At 68.6% G+C, this 19,874-nt stretch carries 17 protein-coding genes and 1 pseudogene; 8 read left to right on the forward strand and 10 right to left on the reverse strand.

Annotation, left to right across the window (positions count from 1 at the left end):
* Nucleotides 1-418: 418 nt before the first annotated feature.
* The 3 genes from petB to B0A89_RS04680 all read right to left on the reverse strand — a co-directional run bounded on the left by petB (nucleotide 419) and on the right by B0A89_RS04680 (nucleotide 4,499).
* A complete protein-coding gene (gene petB / locus B0A89_RS04670) occupies nucleotides 419-1,744 on the reverse strand; it encodes a cytochrome b (protein WP_085377144.1) in 1,326 nt (441 codons plus the stop codon).
* Between the two features lie 10 nt (nucleotides 1,745-1,754).
* Entirely contained in the window at nucleotides 1,755-2,327 is a 573-nt protein-coding gene (gene petA / locus B0A89_RS04675) for a ubiquinol-cytochrome c reductase iron-sulfur subunit (RefSeq protein WP_085377145.1), read from the reverse strand.
* A 531-nt stretch (nucleotides 2,328-2,858) separates the two neighbouring features.
* The gene (locus B0A89_RS04680) at nucleotides 2,859-4,499 is read right to left on the reverse strand and encodes an MORN repeat-containing protein (protein WP_085377146.1); all 1,641 of its coding nucleotides are present in this window, start codon (nucleotides 4,497-4,499) and stop codon (nucleotides 2,859-2,861) included.
* Nucleotides 4,500-4,674: 175 nt separating this feature from the next.
* Here B0A89_RS04680 and B0A89_RS04685 point away from each other — a divergent pair, with 175 nt between their 5' ends.
* Nucleotides 4,675-6,333, forward strand: a complete 1,659-nt coding sequence (locus tag B0A89_RS04685) for an NAD+ synthase (protein WP_085377147.1) — start codon at nucleotides 4,675-4,677, stop codon at nucleotides 6,331-6,333.
* Nucleotides 6,334-6,372: 39 nt separating this feature from the next.
* On the opposite strand, the gene B0A89_RS04690 is transcribed toward B0A89_RS04685, so the two are convergent.
* Nucleotides 6,373-6,663, reverse strand: coding sequence for a GNAT family N-acetyltransferase (locus tag B0A89_RS04690; protein WP_085377148.1), 291 nt, complete (start codon nucleotides 6,661-6,663; stop codon nucleotides 6,373-6,375).
* Between the two features lie 152 nt (nucleotides 6,664-6,815).
* Nucleotides 6,816-7,022, reverse strand: coding sequence for a 30S ribosomal protein S21 (rpsU, locus tag B0A89_RS04695; protein ID WP_011748553.1), 207 nt, complete (start codon nucleotides 7,020-7,022; stop codon nucleotides 6,816-6,818).
* Between the two features lie 101 nt (nucleotides 7,023-7,123).
* On the opposite strand from rpsU, the gene B0A89_RS04700 reads away from it, so the two are divergent.
* Together B0A89_RS04700 and B0A89_RS04705 are read left to right on the forward strand one after the other, a co-directional pair.
* Nucleotides 7,124-7,813, forward strand: a complete 690-nt coding sequence (locus tag B0A89_RS04700) for a COQ9 family protein (protein WP_085377149.1) — start codon at nucleotides 7,124-7,126, stop codon at nucleotides 7,811-7,813.
* Nucleotides 7,810-8,841: an NAD(P)H-quinone oxidoreductase gene (locus B0A89_RS04705; RefSeq protein WP_085377150.1), complete on the forward strand. Its 1,032-nt coding sequence runs from the start codon at nucleotides 7,810-7,812 to the stop codon at nucleotides 8,839-8,841. Before B0A89_RS04700 ends, B0A89_RS04705 begins: the two co-directional genes overlap by 4 nt.
* A 203-nt stretch (nucleotides 8,842-9,044) precedes the next feature.
* Here B0A89_RS04705 and B0A89_RS04710 read toward each other — a convergent pair whose 3' ends face one another.
* Nucleotides 9,045-9,689, reverse strand: a complete 645-nt coding sequence (locus B0A89_RS04710) for a ribonuclease T2 family protein (protein WP_085377151.1) — start codon at nucleotides 9,687-9,689, stop codon at nucleotides 9,045-9,047.
* Nucleotides 9,690-9,847: 158 nt separating this feature from the next.
* On the opposite strand from B0A89_RS04710, the gene B0A89_RS04715 reads away from it, so the two are divergent.
* From B0A89_RS04715 to B0A89_RS04725, 3 genes are all read left to right on the forward strand, one after another.
* A complete protein-coding gene (locus B0A89_RS04715) occupies nucleotides 9,848-10,585 on the forward strand; it encodes a DUF1013 domain-containing protein (RefSeq protein WP_085377152.1) in 738 nt (245 codons plus the stop codon).
* A gap of 30 nt (nucleotides 10,586-10,615) precedes the next feature.
* Complete coding sequence (locus B0A89_RS04720) at nucleotides 10,616-12,007, forward strand: glycosyltransferase 61 family protein (RefSeq protein ID WP_085377153.1); 1,392 nt, start codon at nucleotides 10,616-10,618, stop codon at nucleotides 12,005-12,007.
* A 165-nt stretch (nucleotides 12,008-12,172) separates the two neighbouring features.
* Entirely contained in the window at nucleotides 12,173-13,057 is an 885-nt protein-coding gene (locus tag B0A89_RS04725; RefSeq protein WP_085378751.1) for a glycosyltransferase, read from the forward strand.
* Here B0A89_RS04725 and mutS read toward each other — a convergent pair.
* Together mutS and trhO are read right to left on the reverse strand one after the other, a co-directional pair.
* Nucleotides 13,046-15,711, reverse strand: a pseudogene (gene mutS / locus B0A89_RS04730) (DNA mismatch repair protein MutS). The gene B0A89_RS04725 and the pseudogene mutS sit on opposite strands and share 12 nt — an antisense overlap.
* A gap of 200 nt (nucleotides 15,712-15,911) precedes the next feature.
* On the reverse strand, nucleotides 15,912-16,820 hold the full coding sequence (gene trhO, locus B0A89_RS04735; RefSeq protein WP_085377154.1) for an oxygen-dependent tRNA uridine(34) hydroxylase TrhO: 909 nt from the start codon (nucleotides 16,818-16,820) through the stop codon (nucleotides 15,912-15,914).
* Nucleotides 16,821-16,902: 82 nt separating this feature from the next.
* Here trhO and pncA point away from each other — a divergent pair, with 82 nt between their 5' ends.
* Nucleotides 16,903-17,496 carry a bifunctional nicotinamidase/pyrazinamidase gene (gene pncA / locus B0A89_RS04740; RefSeq protein WP_085378752.1) on the forward strand — a complete coding sequence of 198 codons (594 nt, stop codon included), beginning with the start codon at nucleotides 16,903-16,905 and terminating at the stop codon, nucleotides 17,494-17,496.
* Complete coding sequence (gene pncB / locus B0A89_RS04745; RefSeq protein ID WP_085377155.1) at nucleotides 17,493-18,800, forward strand: nicotinate phosphoribosyltransferase; 1,308 nt, start codon at nucleotides 17,493-17,495, stop codon at nucleotides 18,798-18,800. Before pncA ends, pncB begins: the two co-directional genes overlap by 4 nt.
* A gap of 73 nt (nucleotides 18,801-18,873) precedes the next feature.
* Here pncB and B0A89_RS04750 read toward each other — a convergent pair whose 3' ends face one another.
* Both B0A89_RS04750 and mscL read right to left on the reverse strand, forming a co-directional pair.
* Nucleotides 18,874-19,338, reverse strand: coding sequence for an Lrp/AsnC family transcriptional regulator (locus B0A89_RS04750; RefSeq protein ID WP_085377156.1), 465 nt, complete (start codon nucleotides 19,336-19,338; stop codon nucleotides 18,874-18,876).
* 89 nt (nucleotides 19,339-19,427) lie between these two features.
* Nucleotides 19,428-19,871: a large conductance mechanosensitive channel protein MscL gene (gene mscL, locus B0A89_RS04755; RefSeq protein ID WP_205949801.1), complete on the reverse strand. Its 444-nt coding sequence runs from the start codon at nucleotides 19,869-19,871 to the stop codon at nucleotides 19,428-19,430.
* Nucleotides 19,872-19,874: the final 3 nt, after the last annotated feature.

Here is a 19,874-nt window from a genome sequence, read left to right on the forward strand (position 1 = left end):
CTCGCCGGCAGGCCCTCCTTCGGGGCGGCAGGCGGCTCGCCGGCGCTTGGGGCCGGGGTGGGCGTGGTCGCATCCATTCCCGCCGCCGCCGTTCCGGTCTGGGCCGCGGCAGCCGCCTCGCCTGGTTCGGCAGCCTTGGCGGGCTGGTCGGCGCTGGCGGCCGTGCCGGCATCATTCAGGGCGGCCGGGTTCGCCGGGGTGGCCTCGCCTGCCGCAGCAGCCGGGGTAGGCGCGGCCGCCGGGGCGGGCGCGGCCGTTGCCGCCGGGGCGGGTGCCGCTGCCGGCGCCGTTGCCGCCGCGCCGGGTTCGGTTACCGGCACGGTGATTCTGGTCGTCTGCGCGTTCGCCGCCATCCCGAAGGACAGGGCCGCGACCGCCGTGAGTGTGACATTTCTCAGGGACATCTCGCGCCTTCTCCTTATTCGGCGGGGTGAGCGGCAGGGCTGTAATGGGCGTCGAAATCCTGCTCGATCGTCGAGGGCATCGGGCTGGGCCGCTCGACAACCCCCAGAAGGGGCATGATCACCAGGAAATAGGCGAACCAGTAGGCCGCCCCGGCCAGGGCGATATAGGGATAGATCCCCTCGGCGGGCTGCGCCCCCACCCAGGTCAGCACGACGAAGTCGATCGCGAGCAGCCAGAACCACCACTTGAACTGCGGACGGAAGCGGCCCGAACGGATGCGGCTGGTATCCAGCCAGGGCACCAGCGCCATGACGATGATCGCGCCGAACATCGCCAGCACGCCGAAGAACTTGGCGTCGATGATGCCGAAGGACAGCCAGTTGACCGCCTGAACGACCCACACATCGGCGGTGAAGGCGCGCAGGATGGCGTAGAAGGGCAGGAAATACCATTCCGGCACGATATGCGCGGGCGTCGCCAGCGGGTTCGCCTCGACATAGTTGTCGGGGTGGCCGAGATAGTTGGGCATGAACCCGACCACGGCGAAGAACACCAGCAGGATGACCGCCAGCGCCAGCAGGTCCTTGATGACGAAATAGGGGAAGAACGGGACGGTGTCGCGGTCAGCTTCCTCGCGCGAGGTGCGGCGCACCTCGATCCCCGTGGGGTTGTTGTTGCCGGTGGTGTGGAACGCCCAGAAATGGACGACGACCAGCGCCGCGATTACGAAGGGCAGCAGATAGTGCAGCGAGAAGAAGCGGTTCAGCGTGGCGTTGTCCACCGCCGGCCCGCCCAGCAGCCAGGTCTGGATCGACGGCCCGATACCGGGGATGGCCCCGAACAGGCCGGTGATGACCGTGGCGCCCCAGAAGGACATCTGACCCCAGGGCAGCACATAGCCCATGAAGGCGGTGCCCATCATGCACAGATAGATCAGCATCCCGACGATCCAGGTGATCTCGCGCGGGGCCTTGTAGCTGCCGTAATACAGGTTGCGGAAGATGTGCATGTAGACGGCAAAGAAGAACAGCGAGGCGCCGTTCGCATGCAGATAGCGCAGGAAATGCCCGCCATTCACGTCGCGCATGATGTGTTCGACCGAATGGAACGCCAGGCTGACATGCGGCGTGTAGTGCATCGCCAGCACGATGCCGGTGACGATCTGCAGCGCCAGGCAGAAGGTGAGGATGATCCCCCAGATCCACATCCAGTTCAGGTTCTTGGGCGTGGGCAGGGTGGTGAAATCGACGATCAGGCGGACGATCGGCAGCCGGCGGTCGAGCCAGCGCTCGATCCCGGTCCTCGGCTCGTAGTGATCGGTGGGGATACCGGCGGACATCTGTCGCTCCTCAGCCCAGCTTGATGGTGGTGTCGTTCACGAAGGATGCGACGGGGATGTGCAGGTTCTGCGGGGCGGGACCCTTGCGGATGCGGCCCGCGGCATCATAGTGCGAGCCGTGGCAGGGGCAGAACCAGCCGCCGAAATCGCCCGCGCCGTCGCCGATCGGCACGCAGCCCAGATGCGTGCACACGCCGATCATCACCAGCCACTTGCCTTCCTCGTCCAGCGTGCGGTTGGCGTCGGTCGCCGGCTCGCCGGGCTTGTTGGCATTCTCGGCATCGTGGTCGATCAGCGCGGCGGTGTCGTCGGCGCGCGCCCGCTCGATGTCGGCGGCCGAGCGGTGACGGATGAAGACGGGCTTGCCCAGCCACTTGACGGTCAGCTGGGTTCCTTCGGCGACCGCGCTGACATCGACCTGGATCGAGGACAGGGCCTGCACGTCGGCCGAGGGATTCATCTGGTTGATGAGGGTCCAGCCGGCTGCCCCCGCCGCAATCGCGCCGGCACCGGCGGTCGCGTAATAGAGGAAGTCCCTCCGGGTGGCGCCGTGGTCTCCTGCGTGATCGTCTGCGTGGGACACGGGTCTTCTCCAATTCGTGGCCCGGTGGTGGTCAGGCCGGTACGACAGGCGGGGCAGTCCAGACGGACAACACTCGCAGCCGCGCTTCTAGCCTTGTCCATTGTGCCCGTCCAGCGGCCTCGGGGGTCGGAGGCACCTCATTTGCCGGCATGTGTGGGATTTGAGACGCGTGCACGGCGCGTCCGGCAGCCTGCGCACAAGCGCGGGCGCGCCGATGCGCAAAGGCGCGCATGCCAGCAGGCCGGCCGATGACGCGCCAAGGGCGATCGCGCGGGGCGGCCTGTCCTTCCCTCGCGCGTTGAGGCTGCGCATGGGAGGGACGGATGCGCAGCCCCTCCTCCCCCAGGCGATGGGCCGGCTGCCCGGGACCTGCGCCGCGGAGCCCGGGCATCACGAAGCGGCAGCGGCCGATGGGGGAAAGAACCTTGCAGGCCCTGGCGCACCCGCGGGCCGGGCTTGTTCCACACAAGGTCGGCGATGCGAGGGGCCGGCGCGGCCTGCCTTATTCCCCGCAAGCGGACGGGGGCAGGATCAGCCGCGCGGATCCTCGGCCGGCGATGCGCCCGCAGGCGGGGTGGCCGGGGCAGCAGCGGGCGGGGCATCCATGCCCCCCTCGCCGTCGGCGGGCAGCGCGGGGGTGCCATCGGACCCGCCGGTTCGGCCGGCGGCGCTGCGCGGGGCCGAGGATACGGGGCCGCCCGGCTCGCTGGCGGGTGCCGGGGTCGCCCCGTCGCTTTGCTCTGCGCCCTGGCCTTCGGCGGGCGCGCCGCCGTCCTGCGGGGCCAGCGCGTCGGCGCGCCATTCGCCCTCGGCCACCCGGCCCGATGCATAGGTCATCCGGCCCTGCCCCTGCCGCTTGCCGGCGACGAAATGGCCGACATAGACATCGCCGTTGGTATAGGTCGCGGTGCCCTCGCCATCTATTTCGCCCGCTTTCCAGCTGCCTTCATAGCGAAAGCCGTCCGTGGTGGTCAGCAGGCCCTTCCCCTCGCGCTGGCCATGGCGGAACTGGCCCTTGTAGACGGTGCCGTCGGCATAGGTCGCATGGCCGTCGCCGTCGCGCTCGCCCGCCTTCCACTGGCCGTTGTAGACATAGCCGTCGGGGTGGGCCATGCGGCCCAGCCCATCGTTCCTGCCGTCCCGGAAGCCGCCTTCATAGGTGATCCCGTTGGCATAGGTGGCCTTGCCCTGCCCCTCGATCACGCCGGCCGCCCAGTCGCCCTGATAGCTTGCGCCATCGGGATAGGTGATCCTGCCCTTGCCGTCCGGCTGGTCGGCCCTGAGCGTGCCCTCATAGACCGAGCCGTCGGGATAGCGGATGCGGCCCTCGCCCTCCATCCGGCCATCGACCCAGTCGCCGTCATAGGAATAGCCGTCGGTGCCGGTGAATACGCCCTTGCCGTGGCGCCTGTCGGCGCGAAAGCCGCCCTCGTAGACATCGCCATTGGCATAGGTGGCGCGGCCCTGCCCCTCGCGCCGGTTGGCGACCATCGTGCCCTCGTAGGCATCGCCATTGGCCTGGACCAGCTTGCCCGGCCCCGACATCTGTCCGGCGGCCCATGAGCCTTCATAGACCAGCCCGTCCGGCATGGTCAGCCTGCCCTGCCCCGCGCGCAGGTCGGCCAGCATCCCGCCCTCATAGACGGAGCCGTCGGGATAGGTGATGCGGCCCTTGCCTTCCTTGGCCCCGTCCACCCAGTCGCCGTCATAGCGATAGCCGTTCTTCTGGATCAGCGCGCCCTTGCCGTGGTGCAGCGCCTTGCGGAACCCGCCCTCGTAGGTGGAACCGTTGGCATAGACGGCGCGCCCCTGGCCGGTGATCTCGCCGTCAACCCAGTCGCCCTCATAGGTGCCGCCGTCGGCATAGGTGATCTTGCCCTTGCCGTTCGGCTTGCCCTTGGCAAAGGCGCCCTCATAGACCGAGCCGTTGGGATAGGCCGCGCGGCCCTGGCCCAGGATCTCGCCATCCACCCAGTCGCCCTCGTAGCGATAGCCCGAAGGCAGCGTGTAGCTGCCGCGGCCGTGCTGGCGGCCGCCGCGGAACGTGCCCTCGTAAACGCCGCCATCGTCATACTGCTTGGTCACGACCGCCGCGTTCTGCGCGGGCGCCGGGGCCGGGCCGGACACGGCCAGCCCCATGGCCGCCGCGGCTGCAAGCAATGCCGGTTTCATCGCCAGAAAGCCTTTCATCGTCGCGGAACCACGCCCCGCTGCGTGGCGGACGTTAGCCCAGCGCGCGGCGCGACGCAAAGGCCGGGGGCATCCGCCTGCAGCAGGGGCGGGGACGGGCTTTCCCTTGGCGCGCGCCGGTCCTATCGTCGCCGCCGACGCTGCAGGAGCCTGCCCGATGACCGACCGTTTCCGCCTGACCATGGCGCAGCTGAACGCCACTGTCGGCGACCTGCCCGGCAACGCCCTCAAGGCGCGCGAGGCCTTTGCGGCGGCAAGGGCGGCGGGCGCCGACATGCTGGCCCTGCCCGAGATGTTCCTGACCGGATACCAGACGCAGGATCTGGTGCTGAAGCCCGCCTTCCAGCGCGACTGCCGCGCCGCGATCGAGGCGCTGGCGGCCGATTGCGCGGACGGCCCGGCGGTCGGCATCGGCGCGCCTTGGGCCGAGGATGGCAAGCTCTACAACGCCTGGCTGGTCCTGCAGGGCGGGCGCATTGCGGCCAGGGTGTTCAAGCACGAGCTGCCCCACAAGCAGCTGTTCGACGAATTGCGCCTGTTCGACCCCGGCCCGATCAGCGGCCCCTATGCGGTGAACGGCGTGCGCATCGGATCCCCGATCTGCGAGGATGCCTGGTGGCAGCCGGTGACCGAAACCCTGGCCGAGACAGGGGCCGAAATCCTGATCGTGCCGAACGGCAGCCCCTATCACCGCGACAAGCTGGACCTGCGCATGGGCCACATGGTCGCCCGCGTTCACGAAAGCGGCCTGCCGCTGGCCTATGTCAACATGGTGGGCGGGCAGGACGACCAGGTCTATGACGGCGCGTCCTTCGTGCTGAACCCCGGCGGGCACAAGGTCGTGCAGATGGCGCCCTTTGACGAAGGGCTGATCCATGTCGATTTCACCCGCACCGCGGACGGCTGGCGGGCGGAACGAGGCGAGATGATCCCCCAACCCGATGCCTGGGAACAGGACTATCGCGCCATGTGCGTCGGCCTTGGCGACTACATGCGCAAGTCGGGGTTCCGAAAGGTCGTGCTGGGCCTGTCGGGCGGGATTGATTCGGCGCTGGTCGCCACCATTGCCGCCGATACCCTGGGGCCGGAAAACGTGCGCGGGGTGCGCCTGCCCTCGGTCTATTCCAGCGGGCATTCGCTGGAGGATGCGGCCGACCTTGCCGCGCGGCTGGGCATCCGGCTTGACACCATTCCGATCGAGGGCCCCCGCGCCGCCGTAACCGAGGCGCTGTCGGGCGTCATGGCCGGCACCCAGCCCGACCTGACCGAGGAAAACATCCAGTCGCGCCTGCGCGGCCTTCTGCTGATGGCGCTGTCCAACAAGTTCGGCGAATTGCTGCTGTCCACAGGAAACAAGTCCGAGGTCGCGGTGGGCTATGCGACCATCTACGGCGACATGGCGGGCGGCTATAACCCCTTGAAGGATCTGTACAAGACGCGTGTCTTTGAAACCTGCCGCTGGCGCAACACCAACCACCGTCCATGGATGCGCGCCCCCGCGGGCGAGGTGATCCCGCCGGGCGTGATCGCCAAGCCGCCATCGGCCGAACTGCGCCCCGACCAGACCGATCAGGACAGCCTGCCCCCTTACGACATTCTGGACACCATCCTTTATGGGCTGATCGAACGCGACCAGTCGGTTGCCGAACTGGTCGCGCAAGGGTTTGACCGCGCCACCGTCAAGTCGGTCGAGCGGCTGGTCTATGGCAGCGAATGGAAACGCTATCAGGCCGCACCGGGGCCGCGCCTGTCGCCGCGGGCCTTCTGGCTGGACCGGCGCTATCCGCTGGTCAACCGCTGGCGTGACGATGGCTGAACGGCCATTGCCCCGGCAGCGCCCCTTGGGCGCGGGCAGTCAGGCGAAGGCCGCGGCCCATTCGGGGTGGCGGCGCTGCTGCACATGGACGAACGAACAGGCCGGCACGATCCGTTCGCCGCTTTCCAGGCAGTCGCTGACCAGCGCCTTGACCAGCGCCGATCCGACCCCCCTTCCGCCCAGCGCATCGGGAACCAGCGTATGATCGGCGCTGACGATCCCGGGCCGCGGACGGGTATAGATCAGCTCGGCCCGCGGACCGCTGCCGTCAACCTGCGCGACATAGCGCCCGCCATCCGGGCCGTCCTGCCTTTCGATCGTGATGTCCATGATCCTGCCTTTCTGCTGGCCCCCAACGACAGCCGCGGCCCGTCCGTTCCCCGACGGACGGGCCGAAGGCGGCATCCCGCCTTCGGCACAAGAAAACCCCCGCTGCCGGACGGCAACAGGGGTTCCCTGATTCAACAGCTTCCGCTGACGCCTTACAGGGCGCCTTCGCGCTGTGCCTTTTTACGGGCCAGCTTGCGGGCGCGGCGGACGGCCTCGGCCTTTTCACGGGCCTTCTTGACCGAGGGCTTCTCGAAATGCTGCTTCAGCTTCATTTCACGAAAGACCCCTTCGCGCTGAAGTTTTTTCTTCAGGGCACGAAGCGCCTGTTCGACGTTGTTGTCGCGAACGCTCACCTGCATGTGGTTGTCACCACCTTCCTAGGTTAGAGTTGATATGATTGCAGGACCCACGCGCCTTATCCCGGCACGTCCCGCTTGTCCACCCTGACCGGAGATGTCCGATGACCCCAGACCGCGATCGCCTGCTGGACGCAGCGCTGAGCCACGTGCCCTTCGAGGGCATGAACGAGCGCGCCCTGATCGCCGGTGCGCGCGACATCGGCCTGAGCGCGGATCTCGCGCGGGTCTATTTTCCGGATGGGGGCGCGGGGCTGGCGGCGGCCTATCACCGCCGCGGGGATGAACGGCTGGCCAGGGCGATGGCTGCGGGGCAGCCGGCGCAAGGGCGCATCCGCGACCGAATCGCCTCTGCCCTGTGGCAGCGCCTGGCCCTGTCGGACCCTGAACTGGTCCGGGCCGGGGCGGCAACCCTTGCGCTGCCGCAGAACGCGGCACTGGGGGCGCGGCTGGTCTGGGAAACCGCCGACACGATCTGGACGGGCCTTGGCGACCGTTCGGAGGATGTGAGCTGGTGGACGAAGCGAGCCACGCTCGCCTCGGTCTGGGGGGCGGTGGTGCTGTACTGGCTGGGCGATGCATCCGAAGGCCGCGAAGACACCCGCGCCTTCATCGACCGGCGGATCGAGGATGTGATGCGGATCGAAAAGCTCAAGGCCGGGGCGCGCAGGCTGCCGGGGGCAGAGACCCTGGCCGGCCTTGCCACGGGCTGGATCCGCAGGCCCAATCCTGGCCCCGCGCCCGGCCGCCGCCCGGCCCTGCCCCTGCCCCCCCTGCCGGAGAAGGGCGCATGAGCCTGCCCCATGAGATGGATGTGATCGCCATCGCCCAGCCCGGCGGGCCGGGGGTGCTGGATCTGCGTCGCCGCCCGGTGCCCGCGCCCGGATACGGGCAGATCCTGATCCGCGTCGCCTGCGCGGGGGTGAACCGCCCCGACGTGCTGCAGCGCATGGGCGCCTATGCCCCCCCGCCCGGCGCCTCGGACCTGCCGGGGCTGGAATGTTCGGGCCATGTCGCGGCGGTCGGTCCGGGCGTCACGCGCTGGCAGCCGGGGGATGCGGTCTGCGCCTTGCTGCCCGGTGGCGGCTATGCGGAATATGCCGTGACCCATGCCGATCACGCCCTGCCCGTCCCGCAGGGGCTGTCCATGGCCGAGGCCGCCTGCCTGCCCGAGACCTGCTTCACCGTCTGGTCCAACATCGTCATGCGGGGCGGTCTGCAGGCGGGCGAACGGTTCCTGGTGCATGGCGGCTCGTCCGGGATCGGCACGACGGCGATCCAGATCGCCGCGGCGCTGGGCGCGCGCGTCTGGGCCACGGCCGGAACGGATGAGAAATGCGCCGCCTGCACCGCCCTGGGCGCAACCGCGATCAACTATCGGCGCGATGATTTCACCCGCGTGCTGGCCGACGAAGGCGGCGCCGACCTGATCCTAGACATGGTCGGGGGCGACTATGTGGCGCGCAACATCAAGGCGCTGGCCGATGACGGGCGGCTGGTGTTCATCGCCTTCCTGGGGGGCGCGAAGGCAACGCTGAACCTTGTGCCGGTGATGTCCCGCCGCCTGACGATCACGGGATCGACCCTGCGGCCGCAATCGGACCTTGCCAAAGCGCGCATCGCCGCCGCGCTTGCCGCCCATGTCTGGCCGATGATCGAGGCGGGCCGCCTGCGGCCGGTAATGGACGCAGCCTTCCCCCTGGCCGAGGCCGAGGCCGCCCATGCCCGCATGGAAAGCGGCCATCACATCGGAAAGATCGTGCTGCATGTAGGCGAATGCAGCGCCCCTGTCGCGGCCGGAGCCTCCGGCGGGGATATTTGAAGGACCGAAGATGACCGGCGCACACACCCCTGCCGGGCACCCGTCCCGCAGGGATGTGGCATCTCCGGTCGCGGTCATCGGCGTCCCCGCCTGTACCGCCCCCGTCACTTGCCACGCGAGCGGTTAAGAATCGGTAAGCGGCATCTTCGGTCTGCAAATATCCTCCGGGGGTGCGGGGGCGGAAAACCCCCGCTTGCGGCGGATCAGCCGGGCGCCGCGACCAGCATCGGCGCGCGGCAGTCGCGGCGCGAATCGGGGGCGCAGGGCCGGGGTGTCAGGTCGCGGGTCAGGCAGATGCGGACCTCGTCCAGCCGCTCGCTGGTGCAGGTGACGGTGATGGCGTCGCGCGTCAGGTCCGGGTTGGCCTGGATAAAGGCGTCCTCGACCACATTTGCCGGCAGGCGCACATCGCGCGGCAGCATCCGAAAGACGGGGGGAATGGCCAGGCGCTCGCGGGCCTGGCGGATCGCGCGGTAATAGTCCGCCGCCGTCAGCCCCGAACAGCGCCCGTGCTTGCGCCACTGGTGCCAGGCCAGCCCGCCCGAACCCATGACATCCGCCATGCCCTGGGTTTCGCGGCGCGTGGGATCGCGGGCGCCGGTCGCGCAGTCGGCGGGCCAGCCCCGTTCATATTGCGGCCACAGCCCGTGGACCACAAAGCCGGTGCGCCGGCGGGGGTCGCATTGCGGCTCGGCCCGGCCCTGTCCTTCGGCGGCGCACCAGCTTGGCGACCAGCTCAGCGACAGGATGAAATAGTCGAACGCGCCCGCTGTCCCGTCCGCGCGGGCCGGCGCGGTCCAGGGCATGAAGGCAAGCGAAAGCAGAAGCGCGGCGAGGCGAGCGGTCATGGCCCCGACCCTAGGACGCGCGGCGGCCGCGAAAAAGAGGGGTTCAAACCCGGCGCCGGAAACCCTATATGCAGCCCCAATTCCCCCGAAATTGCGGAATGGCCGTCCCGCGGCCGACCCGGTTTCCCCGGACGATGACGAATGCGAAGGAGCGCCCCATGAACAAGCCGCTGATGGCCAAGGCCACCGCCGTCTGGCTGGTGGACAACACCACCCTCAGCTTCAAGCAGATCGCCGATTTCTGCGGCATGCACGAGCTTGAGGTGCAGGGCATCGCCGACGGCGACGTGGCGGCGGGCGTCAAGGGCTTTGACCCGGTCGGCTCGAACCAGCTTGATGCGGGCGAGATCGAGAAGGGCCAGAAAGACCCTGCCTACCGGCTCAGGCTCAAGCACAACCCCGCCGCCGAGGGCGAGGAGCTGCGCCGCGGCCCGCGCTATACCCCGCTGTCCAAGCGGCAGGACCGCCCGGCCGCGATCCTGTGGCTGGTCAAGTTCCACCCCGAGCTTGCCGATGCCCAGATCAGCCGCCTGGTGGGCACCACCAAGCCGACCATCGCCGCGATCCGCGAGCGCACCCATTGGAACATCCAGAACATCCAGCCCATCGACCCGGTCGCCCTCGGGCTGTGCCGCCAGTCGGAGCTGGATGCCGCCGTGCAGAAGGCGGCCCGGTCCAAGCCCGAGGTGATGAGCGACGACGAACGGCGCAAGCTGGTATCCACCCAGTCCAGCCTGTCCATGCCGGACGAGCCGCGCCTGCCCTCGTCGATCGCAGGTCTTGAAAACTTCAGCCTGCGCCGGGACGAGGAGCGTGCCGAACCGGCGGTGGATGCGGAAAGCTTCTTCAACCTGCCGGCAGGCGGCGAGGACGAGCAGGACGACGAGGACCGCTGATACTCGCCGCCGCGGCGCCCATCTGCTATCATGGCGCCCGTCACCAACGAGAAAGCGCCCATGTTTGCCCAGACGCTGTTCCGTCCCGGGGCCGATGCGCATCTGCTTTATCAAGCGGACCCCGGCCCCGTCATGCGCCCCGTCCGGCCGGCCAAGATCCGCCAGATCGCAGCCTGCGACGATGACGAGACGAACGCCCGTGTCCACCAGCGGATCGAGGCGCGCTGGCGCCGGCCGGTCAATCCGGCCGTCTTTCGGCTCGCCTCGTCCCTGGTCGTGCTGAAGGACGCGGAATACCGCGACAACCGGGTCTCGGTTGACGGCAAATGGCTGCTCAGCGGGGCGGGCGGCACGCGAATCTGGACGCGGCACGCGCGCAAGGCTTCGGCCGAGGAGATGGCCGCAGCGGTGGCCGAGGTCGATGCGTTGAAATCGCCCGACCCGATCGGCATCCGGGGCGGACAGGGGCGGGTTCCAGACCATGTCCCCATTGCCGTCGATCTTCGCAATGGCTATAATTTCTATCATTTCATGACCGAGGGGATGCCGCAGCTTGCGGTGATCGCCCGTGCCGCCAGCACGGCGCCCATCCATGTCCACCTGCCCAGCGTGGCTGGCATCCGGGGCTTTGTTCACGGATTCATCCAGGCGATCTATCCGCAGCTCGTCGGGCGGATCGTCTTCATCGACAGCCGGACAAGATATGACATGGTGCAGGCCGTCTATCAGCACCGGCATTATCTTTATCAGGTGTCCGATCCGTCGGTTGAGGCGGCGGTCGGCCTGACGCCCGCCGATGACCCTTGGCGCCACCTGTCGGCCTCGCCTGCGTCCCGTTCCTTCGTGGCCAAAAGCACGATCGACGAGGGGCAGGATCTGCTTGCCGCCGATGTGCGCGCCCGCCTTGCCGGGGTGGCGATGGACGATATTCCCGAACGCGCGCTGGTGCTGCGCGACCCGGCGCGAGGCGCGCGAGATCGCAAGAATCAAAGATCGGCATGGTTCGAGCAGACCATGAAGGATCTGGGTTTCAGGCCCGTCTATCTCGAACGGCTTTCCCCGGTGGACCAGATGGCGCTGTGGGCGGGGGCCAGGATGGTGCTGGCCCCCCATGGCGCGGCCTTTGCCCACATGTTCTTTGCCTCACCCACGACCGAGGCGATCGAGATCGGCACGCCCCAGACACAGGCGCATCGCTGGGGCGATTTCCTGCAGAACGCGCATGTCTCGCGCTGCCGCTATACGACCATCTTCGCGGATGTGAGCCGGGCGGGAGTAGACCCCGAATATCGCAAGATGGCCGTGCCGCCCATCGCTGCGGGACATCTGGGCATCCGGTATTCGAACCGGCTTGTCGAGGCGGTCGAGGCGCGTGTCGCGGCCATGTCGTCCGGCGAGGCCGGCCCCCCTGCGGATTTCTGAGCCAGGCGCCTGCCTTTTGCAGGAAACAAGGACAAGACGCCTCCTGGCGCCCTGTTGTTAACCTTATCTTAAGCAACAGGGCCGCACAAACGTCCCGGCCCTTCGGACAGATTGCCGATGGCAAAGGGGGGCGCCTGGGGCGATTTGGACGGGGCTGTGGATCGGATGAAACATATCGTGGGCGTCTGCCGGTTTTCCATGCTGGGTCGGGGCGATTGGAAAGCCTATCGGGGGCAGCCCGACGAGGCGCTCGAGCGGATCTATGACGAAAAGGCGCTGGAGCTGTTCGCCCCCGACCGGCTCGAGGCGCGGCTGGCAACATTCCGCTACCTGACGCTTGCCTCGATGGCGGCGCAGACGGATCAGGATTTCGTCTTCATCGTCGTGTCCTCCGACCGGATGCCGCGCGTCTACCAGGACCGGCTGCGGGTCTTGTGCGCGGGCATTCCCCAGGTCGTGCTGCGCTTTGTGCCGCCCATGCATATCGGCGATGCGCAGCGCGCGATCATGGAGGAATTGTCACTGCCCCTTGCCGATTGCCTGCAATTCCGGCTGGACGACGACGACTGCGTGTCGCGCGATTATGTGCGCCGCCTGCGCCGGGTGGGGCAGATGAACCGCCGGCAGGCGATCTTCGGCGTCAGCTTCAGCCAGCAGTATTACTGCGTCACCGACGGGCCGACCAAGGGCGTCTACAACTGGTACAGCCCCTTCTTCAGCGCCGGGGCCGCGGTGCGCCACCCGCGCGAGACGGTGTTCGGCTTTGGGCATTATCAGATCCCCCACCGCATGTTCGCCGTCACCGATCCCCATTTCCCCAACCTCGTCACGCATCGGGGCGACAATGACACGCCCCGCCACGAGGCCGCGATCCTGAAAAAGCGTGGCATGGTGCCCGCCTCGGCAGAGGAAATGCGCAAGGCGGTCGAACGGCATTTCAGCTTCCTGACCCGGCAGGGGATGGTCGCCTGCCAACTGAGCGGCCTTTTTTCCCTGCCCGAGGCGCAACCCGCCGAGCCCCTGCCCGAGGCAAGCAGGCTAATCGCCTGAGCGGCCGACAAGGGCGCTCAGCTCATAGATCAGGTCAAGGGCGGCACGCGGGGTCAGCTCATCGGGGCGGAGCGCCCGCAGCCTTTGTTCGGCCGCCGAGGGCGGTGGCGCGGGGGCCTTGGGCGCAGGCGGGGGCGGGGACGGCGGCAGGGCGGCCCGGAACAGCGGCAGGTCGTCGATCAGGGCGGCGGGGCGGGTGCCGCCCTCGCGCGCGCCCTGTTCCAGCGCCGACAGGATCGTGCGCGCACGGTCCACCACCGCCGCCGGCAGCCCCGCCAGCCGCGCCACCTGCACGCCATAGGACCGGTCCGCCGCACCCTTGCGGACCTCGTGCAGGAAGATCACGTCGCCTTCCCATTCGCGCACCGTGACGGTTGCGTTCTCGACGCCCGGCAGCGTGGCAGCCAGGCGTGTCATCTCGTGGTAATGGGTGGCGAACAGCGCACGGCAGCGATTGGCGGCATGCAGATGTTCCAGCACCGCCCAGGCGATCGACAACCCGTCCCAGGTGGCCGTGCCGCGCCCGATCTCGTCCAGGATCACCAGCGCGCCGGCATCCGCCTGGTTCAGGATCGCGGCCGTCTCGACCATCTCGACCATGAAGGTGGATCGCCCGCGCGCCAGATCGTCCGCGGCCCCCACCCGGCTGAACAGCTGCGATACCAGCCCGACATGCGCCCGCGCGGCCGGGACGAAGGCGCCGGCCTGCGCCAGAACGGCGATCAGCGCGTTCTGGCGCAGAAAGGTCGATTTCCCGGCCATGTTCGGCCCGGTCAGCAGCCAGATCGCCGGGGTGTCTCCCGCCGTCAGAGCGCAGTCATTGGCCACGAAGGGCTCGCCCCTGCGCCTGAGCGCCTGTTCGACGACCGGGTGGCGGCCACCCTCGACCACAAAGGCGCGGCTGTCATCCACGAGGGGCCGCACCCAGCCCTCGCCCGTGGCCAGATCGGCCCATGCCGCGGCCAGGTCGATTTCGGCCAGCGCGCGCGCGATCTGGCCGATCCGCGCCCCCGCATCCAGCACCGACCGGGCCAGGCGGGCAAAAATGCCCCGCTCGATTTCAAGCGCGCGGTCGCGGGCATTGAGGATGCGCGTTTCCAGTTCCGACAGCGCCAGCGTGGTGAAGCGGATCTGGTTGGCCGTGGTCTGGCGGTGGATGAACCGCCCCGACAGGGGCGGGGCCAGCATCCGTTCGGCATGGATGGCGGTTGTTTCGATGAAATAGCCCAGCACGTTGTTGTGCCGGATCTTGAGGCTCTGCACCCCCGTTTCGGCGACATAATCGGCCTGCATGCGGGCGATGACGCCGCGCCCCTCGTCCCGCAGTGCGCGGGTTTCATCCAGTTCGGCGTCATGTCCGGCCGCGACAAAGCCGCCGTCGCGCGTCAGCAGCGGCGGCTCGGCCACCAGCGCATCCTCTAGCAGGGCGGCAAGCGGCTCCTGCCCCGTGAGATCCGCTGCCGCCTCGGCAAGCAGCGGATCGGCGTTTTCCAGCAGCGCGGCAATGCGCGCCGCCGCCGCCAGCCCCGCCCTGATCGCCCCCAGATCGCGCGGCCCGCCCCGGTCGAGGCCAAGGCGCGAGAGCGCGCGGTCGATGTCGGGCACCTGCGCCAGCGCCTCGCGCAGCTCGGCGACCAGGCGCGGGTCCTCGGCCAGCGCCGCCACGGCCGCCTGGCGGCGATGGATCAGCGCAAGATCGCGCGACGGCGCGCTGATGCGCCGTTCCAGCAGCCGCGCCCCGGCAGCCGTGACGGTCCGGTCGATCGCCCCCAGCAGCGACCCCTCGCGCCCCCCGACAGCGCCTGCGTCAGTTCCAGGTTGCGCCGGGTCGCCGCGTCGATGCTCATCACCCCGCTGCCGCTTTCCCGGACGGGGGGCAGCAACCGCGGCATATGGCCGCGCTGGGTCAGCGCCAGATAATCGGCGATCGCCCCCATCGCCGAAAGCTCGGCACGCGAGAACTGGCCAAAGCCGTCCAGCGTCTCGACCCCGTAAAGCGCGCATAGCCGCCGCACCGCCGCGGTCGAATCGAAACTGGCCGCCGACATCTCGGTCAGCGCCGCGCCCGCATCGGCCGCCAGATCGCCCAGCCCCGTGCCATCCAGGGCCAGCAGCTCGCGCGGGGCATGGCGGGCAAGCTCCGGCCCCAGCCGCGCCGGCGGACAGGGCGCCACCCGCAGCGCGCCGGTCGAGATGTCCACCCAGGCAAGCGCGCCATCATCCCGCACCATGGCCCAGGCGGCCAGAAAGTTGTGCCGCCGCGCCTCGAGCAGCGATTCCTCGGTCAGGGTGCCGGGTGTGACCACCCGCACCACATCGCGCGCCACGACCGATTTCGACCCGCGCTTCCTGGCCTCGGCCGGGTCCTCGGTCTGCTCGGCGATGGCGACGCGAAAGCCCTTGCGGATCAGCGTCAGCAGATAGGATTCGGCCGCGTGGACCGGCACCCCGCACATCGGGATCGGCTCACCCAGATGCGTGCCGCGCCTTGTCAGCGCGATGTCCAGCGCGGCCGCGGCGGCCACCGCGTCGTCAAAGAACATCTCGTAGAAATCGCCCATCCGATAGAACAGCAGCGTGCCGGGATTGGCCGCGCGGATGGCCAGATACTGGGCCATCATCGGGGTGGGCTGGGGGGCGGGCAGTTCAGTCATCGCGGGCCTTTCAAAGCACCTGCCCTTCTAGGCCGCGGGGCGGGCGATGGGAACCGCGCTGCCGGTCAGGGCAGCTGGCGGCGCAGGCCCGCATGGCGGCAATGGCCCCGGCCGGGGGATGTGCCCTGCGTCCCCCTGAAAGCGGCCGCCGACCCCGGCCGGGCTGCGCGGTGCCCCTGGCTGGCCTTGATCGGGGGCCATCAGGCCGCCGGTCCGGGCCCCTCGCCGGCAAACAGCTCGCCCCGCATGACCTGCCGGTGCCGTTCGCGGAACCGGGCGCGGTCGGCGGGCGTGTATTCGTCCGCGCAGTGGTGGCAGCCGGCGCCTTCCTCGTATTCGGGGCGCAGGGTGTCGGCCGGCGCAAGCGGGCGGCGGCAGGCATGGCACAGGACATGGCCGCCGGGCGCCAGCCCATGGGTCAGGCTGACGCGCCGGTCAAAGACAAAGCAGGCCCCGTCCCACAGGCTTTCGGCGGTCGGCATCTGTTCAAGATAGCTCAGGATGCCGCCCTGCAGGTGGAACACCTCGGGCACGCCCTCGCCCAGCAGGAAATTGGTCGATTTCTCGCATCGGATGCCGCCGGTGCAGAACATGGCGATACGCTTGCCGGCAAAGCGATGGGCATTGGCGCGCCACCAGGCCGGAAAGTCGCGGAACGAGCGGGTTCCGGGATCGACGGCGCCGCGAAAGGTGCCGATGGCGACCTCATAATCGTTGCGGGTGTCGATCACCGCCACATCGGGGGCCGAAATCAGCGCGTTCCAGTCGGCCGGGGCGACATAGCGGCCCACATGGGCGGCCGGGTCCACCTGCGGCTGGCCCATGGTCACGATCTCGGCCTTGACGCGCACCTTCATGCGGCCGAAGGGCATCTGCGGCGCGGTGCTTTCCTTCCAGGTCAGCCCCCCGCATCCCGGCAGCGCGCGCAGATGCGCCAGCACCGCCTCGACCCCCTCACGCGGGCCGGCGATGGTGCCGTTGACCCCCTCGGCCGCCAGGATCAGCGTGCCGCGCACCCCTGCCCCTTCGGCCAGCGCCAGCAGCGGCGGCCTGAGCGCGGCAGGGTCGGGCAGGCGGGCAAAGTGATACAGCGCGGCGACGGTCAGCATCCCCCTGCCCTAGCCCCGCCGCAGCATTGACGCAACTCCATGCCCTCCCTAGGCTTTGCCCGGTCTTTTTGGGGGGATGCGGATGCGGGCGCTGGTGGTGATCGACATGCAGGTGGATTTCTGCCCCGGCGGCGCCCTGGCCGTTCCGGGCGGCGATGCCATCATTCCCGCCATCAACGACCTGATGCCCGATTTCGACGCGGTGGTGCTGACCCAGGACTGGCATCCGCCCGATCATTCCAGCTTTGCCGCCAACCACCCGGCAGCCGAGCCGTTTTCCACCGTGCAGATGCCCTATGGTCCGCAGGTGCTGTGGCCGGTGCATTGCGTGATCGGCTCGCCCGGGGCGGCCTTTCACCCCGCACTGGCCGTCGATGTTGCCGACATGACGATCCGCAAGGGGTTCCGCCCCCAGGTGGACAGCTATTCGGCCTTTTTCGACAACGACCATGCCACCCCCACCGGGCTGGCCGGCTATCTGCGCGAACGGGGGCTGGATGATGTGACCTTTGTCGGCCTTGCCCATGATTTCTGCGTCGCCTGGTCGGCGATCGACGCGGCCCGGCTGGGCTTTCGCACCACCGTGATCGAGGATGCGACCCGCGCCATCGACCTCGACGGCTCGCGCCGGGCGGCGCAGGACGCGATGCGCGCGGCCGGGGTGCGGCTGGCATGATGATCCCGACTGTCGATATTGCGACCCGCGTCTATAACCACAAATGGAAGATCGATCCGATCGTCCGCAGCCTGATCGACACCGACTTCTACAAGCTGCTGATGTGCCAGTCGGTCTTTCGCAATCGGCCGGACGTGAACGTCACCTTCCAGCTGATCAATCGCAGCAGATCCATCCGCCTTGCCGAGCTGATCGACGAGGGCGAGCTGCGCGAACAGCTGGACCATGTGCGCAGCCTGTCGCTGACCCGCGGCGAATCCACCTGGCTGCGGGGCAACACCTTCTATGGCAAGCGGCAGATGTTCCGCCCCGACTTCATGGAGTTCCTCGAGGGGCTGCGCCTGCCGCCCTATTACCTGGAAAAGCGCGAGGGCCAGTATGAGCTGACCTTCGAGGGGCGCTGGCCAGAGGTGATGCTGTGGGAGATCCCCGCCCTTGCCATCATCATGGAACTGCGCTCGCGCGCGGTGCTCAAGGATCTCGGTCGGTTCGAGCTGCAGGTTCTGTATGCCCGCGCGATGACGCGGCTATGGGAAAAGATCGAGGCGCTGCGCGCCCTTGGCCCCGACCTGCGCATCGCCGATTTCGGCACCCGTCGGCGCCATTCCTTCCTGTGGCAGGACTGGTGCGTGCAGGCGATGATCGAGGGGCTGCACGAGCGGTTCACCGGCACGTCCAACTGCCTGATCGCCATGCGCCGCGACATCGAGGCGATCGGCACCAATGCGCATGAGCTGCCGATGGTCTATGCCGCGCTGGCCGGAAACGATCAGGCCCTGCGGCAGGCACCCTACCGCGTGCTGGCCGACTGGCACGAGGAACATGATGGCAACCTGCGCATCATGCTGCCCGATACCTATGGCACCCGCGGCTTTCTGGACCGGGCGCCCGACTGGCTGGCCGGCTGGACGGGCATCCGGATCGACAGCGGCGATCCGGTGGCGACCACGGAATATGCCATCGACTGGTGGAAGGCCCGTGGCGAGGACCCGCGCGAAAAGCTGGTCATCTTTTCCGACGGGCTGGACGTGCCCGAGATGGCCGCGCTGTTCCGCCGCTTCAACGGACAGGTCAAGGTCAGCTTCGGCTGGGGCACGCTGCTGACCAATGATTTCCGCGGCCTCGTTCCGGGCGACGGGCTGGCGCCCTTCAGCCTGGTGTGCAAGGCGGTGGCCGCCGATGGGCACCCCACGGTCAAGCTGTCCGACAACCCCGAAAAGGCGACCGGCCCGGCGGACCTGATCGAGCATTACAAGCAGGTCTTCAACGTCGGCAAGCAGGCAGCGCAGGCGGTGCGGGTGTAAATCCCCCCGCCGATCGCGCCCGGGTTTTCAACAGGGCCAGTCTGTCAGCGGGCCCGCGATGCCGGCCCTGCCGTCACACCGGCACTGCCGTGGTCTGCTGCACGACGCGCAGCGCAAAGGACGACTGCATCTGCGCCACCCCTGGCAGGCGGGCCAGATGCTGGCGGTGGATGCGGGCGAAATCGTCGGTATCGGCCGCCAGCACCTTCAGCAGATAATCGGCGGACCCGGCCATCAGGTGGCACTCCAGCACCTCGGGGACAGCGCGGACGGCGCGCTCGAACGCCTCGAGCGTTGCGTCGCCCTGGCCCGACAGGGTGATCTCGACAAAGACGGTGGTGGTCTGCCCCAGCTTGCGCGGATCAAGCAGGGCGACATAGGCGGCGATGAAGCCCGCTTCCTCAAGCCGCTGGACGCGGCGATGGCAGGCGCTGGCCGACAGGTTGACCCGCTGGGCCAGATCGGCGTTGGAAATCCGCCCGTCCCTTTGCAGCACCGTCAGGATGCGGCGGTCGGTAGGATCAAGATGATCGGTCATTGCAGCTTTCCTGGACAGGGCCAGCCTGCAAGGAAAACGGGCGGCCCGCAAGGGACCGCCCGGCTGAGAATGCCTCGGGGACCGTCCGTTCAGACGCGCGGGCGCGCCGCCAGCAGGTCGCGGATCTCGGCCAGCAGCGCCTCCTGCGAGGGGCCGGCGGCCGATCCGTCGGCGACTTGCTTTTTCACCGCCGCTTCCTTGATGCGGTTCACGCCCTTGACCAGCAGGAACACGACAAAGGCGATGATGAGGAAATTCAGCACCGCCGTGATGAACGAGCCATAGGCCCATACGGTCGCGCCCGCGTCCTTGGCGGCGGTCAGCGAGGCACCATCGGGCGCCACGCCCTTCAGCACGATGTAGTTGCTGGAGAAATCGGTGTTCCCCGTCACCATGCTGAGGATCGGGTTGATGAGGTCATCCACCATCGACGTCACGATCGCTGTAAAGGCGGCGCCGATGATGATGCCGACGGCCATGTCCATGACATTGCCCTTGGCGATGAAATCGCGGAATTCCTTGATCATGCTGATATA

It is taken from the genome of Paracoccus contaminans, from assembly GCF_002105555.1.
Lineage (GTDB): Bacteria > Pseudomonadota > Alphaproteobacteria > Rhodobacterales > Rhodobacteraceae > Paracoccus > Paracoccus contaminans.

Excerpts from the sequence above, each read along its gene's own strand:
- pncB (WP_085377155.1), top strand. The coding sequence starts at position 17,493 with ATGATGATCCCGACTGTCGATATTGCGACCCGCGTCTATAACCACAAA.
- petB (WP_085377144.1), bottom strand. The coding sequence starts at position 1,744 with ATGTCCGCCGGTATCCCCACCGATCACTACGAGCCGAGGACCGGGATC.
- B0A89_RS04705 (WP_085377150.1), top strand. The coding sequence starts at position 7,810 with ATGAGCCTGCCCCATGAGATGGATGTGATCGCCATCGCCCAGCCCGGC.
- B0A89_RS04690 (WP_085377148.1), bottom strand. The coding sequence starts at position 6,663 with ATGGACATCACGATCGAAAGGCAGGACGGCCCGGATGGCGGGCGCTAT.
- B0A89_RS04715 (WP_085377152.1), top strand. The coding sequence starts at position 9,848 with ATGAACAAGCCGCTGATGGCCAAGGCCACCGCCGTCTGGCTGGTGGAC.
- B0A89_RS04685 (WP_085377147.1), top strand. The coding sequence starts at position 4,675 with ATGACCGACCGTTTCCGCCTGACCATGGCGCAGCTGAACGCCACTGTC.
- B0A89_RS04720 (WP_085377153.1), top strand. The coding sequence starts at position 10,616 with ATGGCGCCCGTCACCAACGAGAAAGCGCCCATGTTTGCCCAGACGCTG.
- B0A89_RS04710 (WP_085377151.1), bottom strand. The coding sequence starts at position 9,689 with ATGACCGCTCGCCTCGCCGCGCTTCTGCTTTCGCTTGCCTTCATGCCC.
- pncA (WP_085378752.1), top strand. The coding sequence starts at position 16,903 with ATGCGGGCGCTGGTGGTGATCGACATGCAGGTGGATTTCTGCCCCGGC.
- trhO (WP_085377154.1), bottom strand. The coding sequence starts at position 16,820 with ATGCTGACCGTCGCCGCGCTGTATCACTTTGCCCGCCTGCCCGACCCT.
- rpsU (WP_011748553.1), bottom strand. The coding sequence starts at position 7,022 with ATGCAGGTGAGCGTTCGCGACAACAACGTCGAACAGGCGCTTCGTGCC.
- B0A89_RS04750 (WP_085377156.1), bottom strand. The coding sequence starts at position 19,338 with ATGACCGATCATCTTGATCCTACCGACCGCCGCATCCTGACGGTGCTG.
- B0A89_RS04700 (WP_085377149.1), top strand. The coding sequence starts at position 7,124 with ATGACCCCAGACCGCGATCGCCTGCTGGACGCAGCGCTGAGCCACGTG.
- B0A89_RS04725 (WP_085378751.1), top strand. The coding sequence starts at position 12,173 with ATGAAACATATCGTGGGCGTCTGCCGGTTTTCCATGCTGGGTCGGGGC.
- B0A89_RS04680 (WP_085377146.1), bottom strand. The coding sequence starts at position 4,499 with ATGAAACCGGCATTGCTTGCAGCCGCGGCGGCCATGGGGCTGGCCGTG.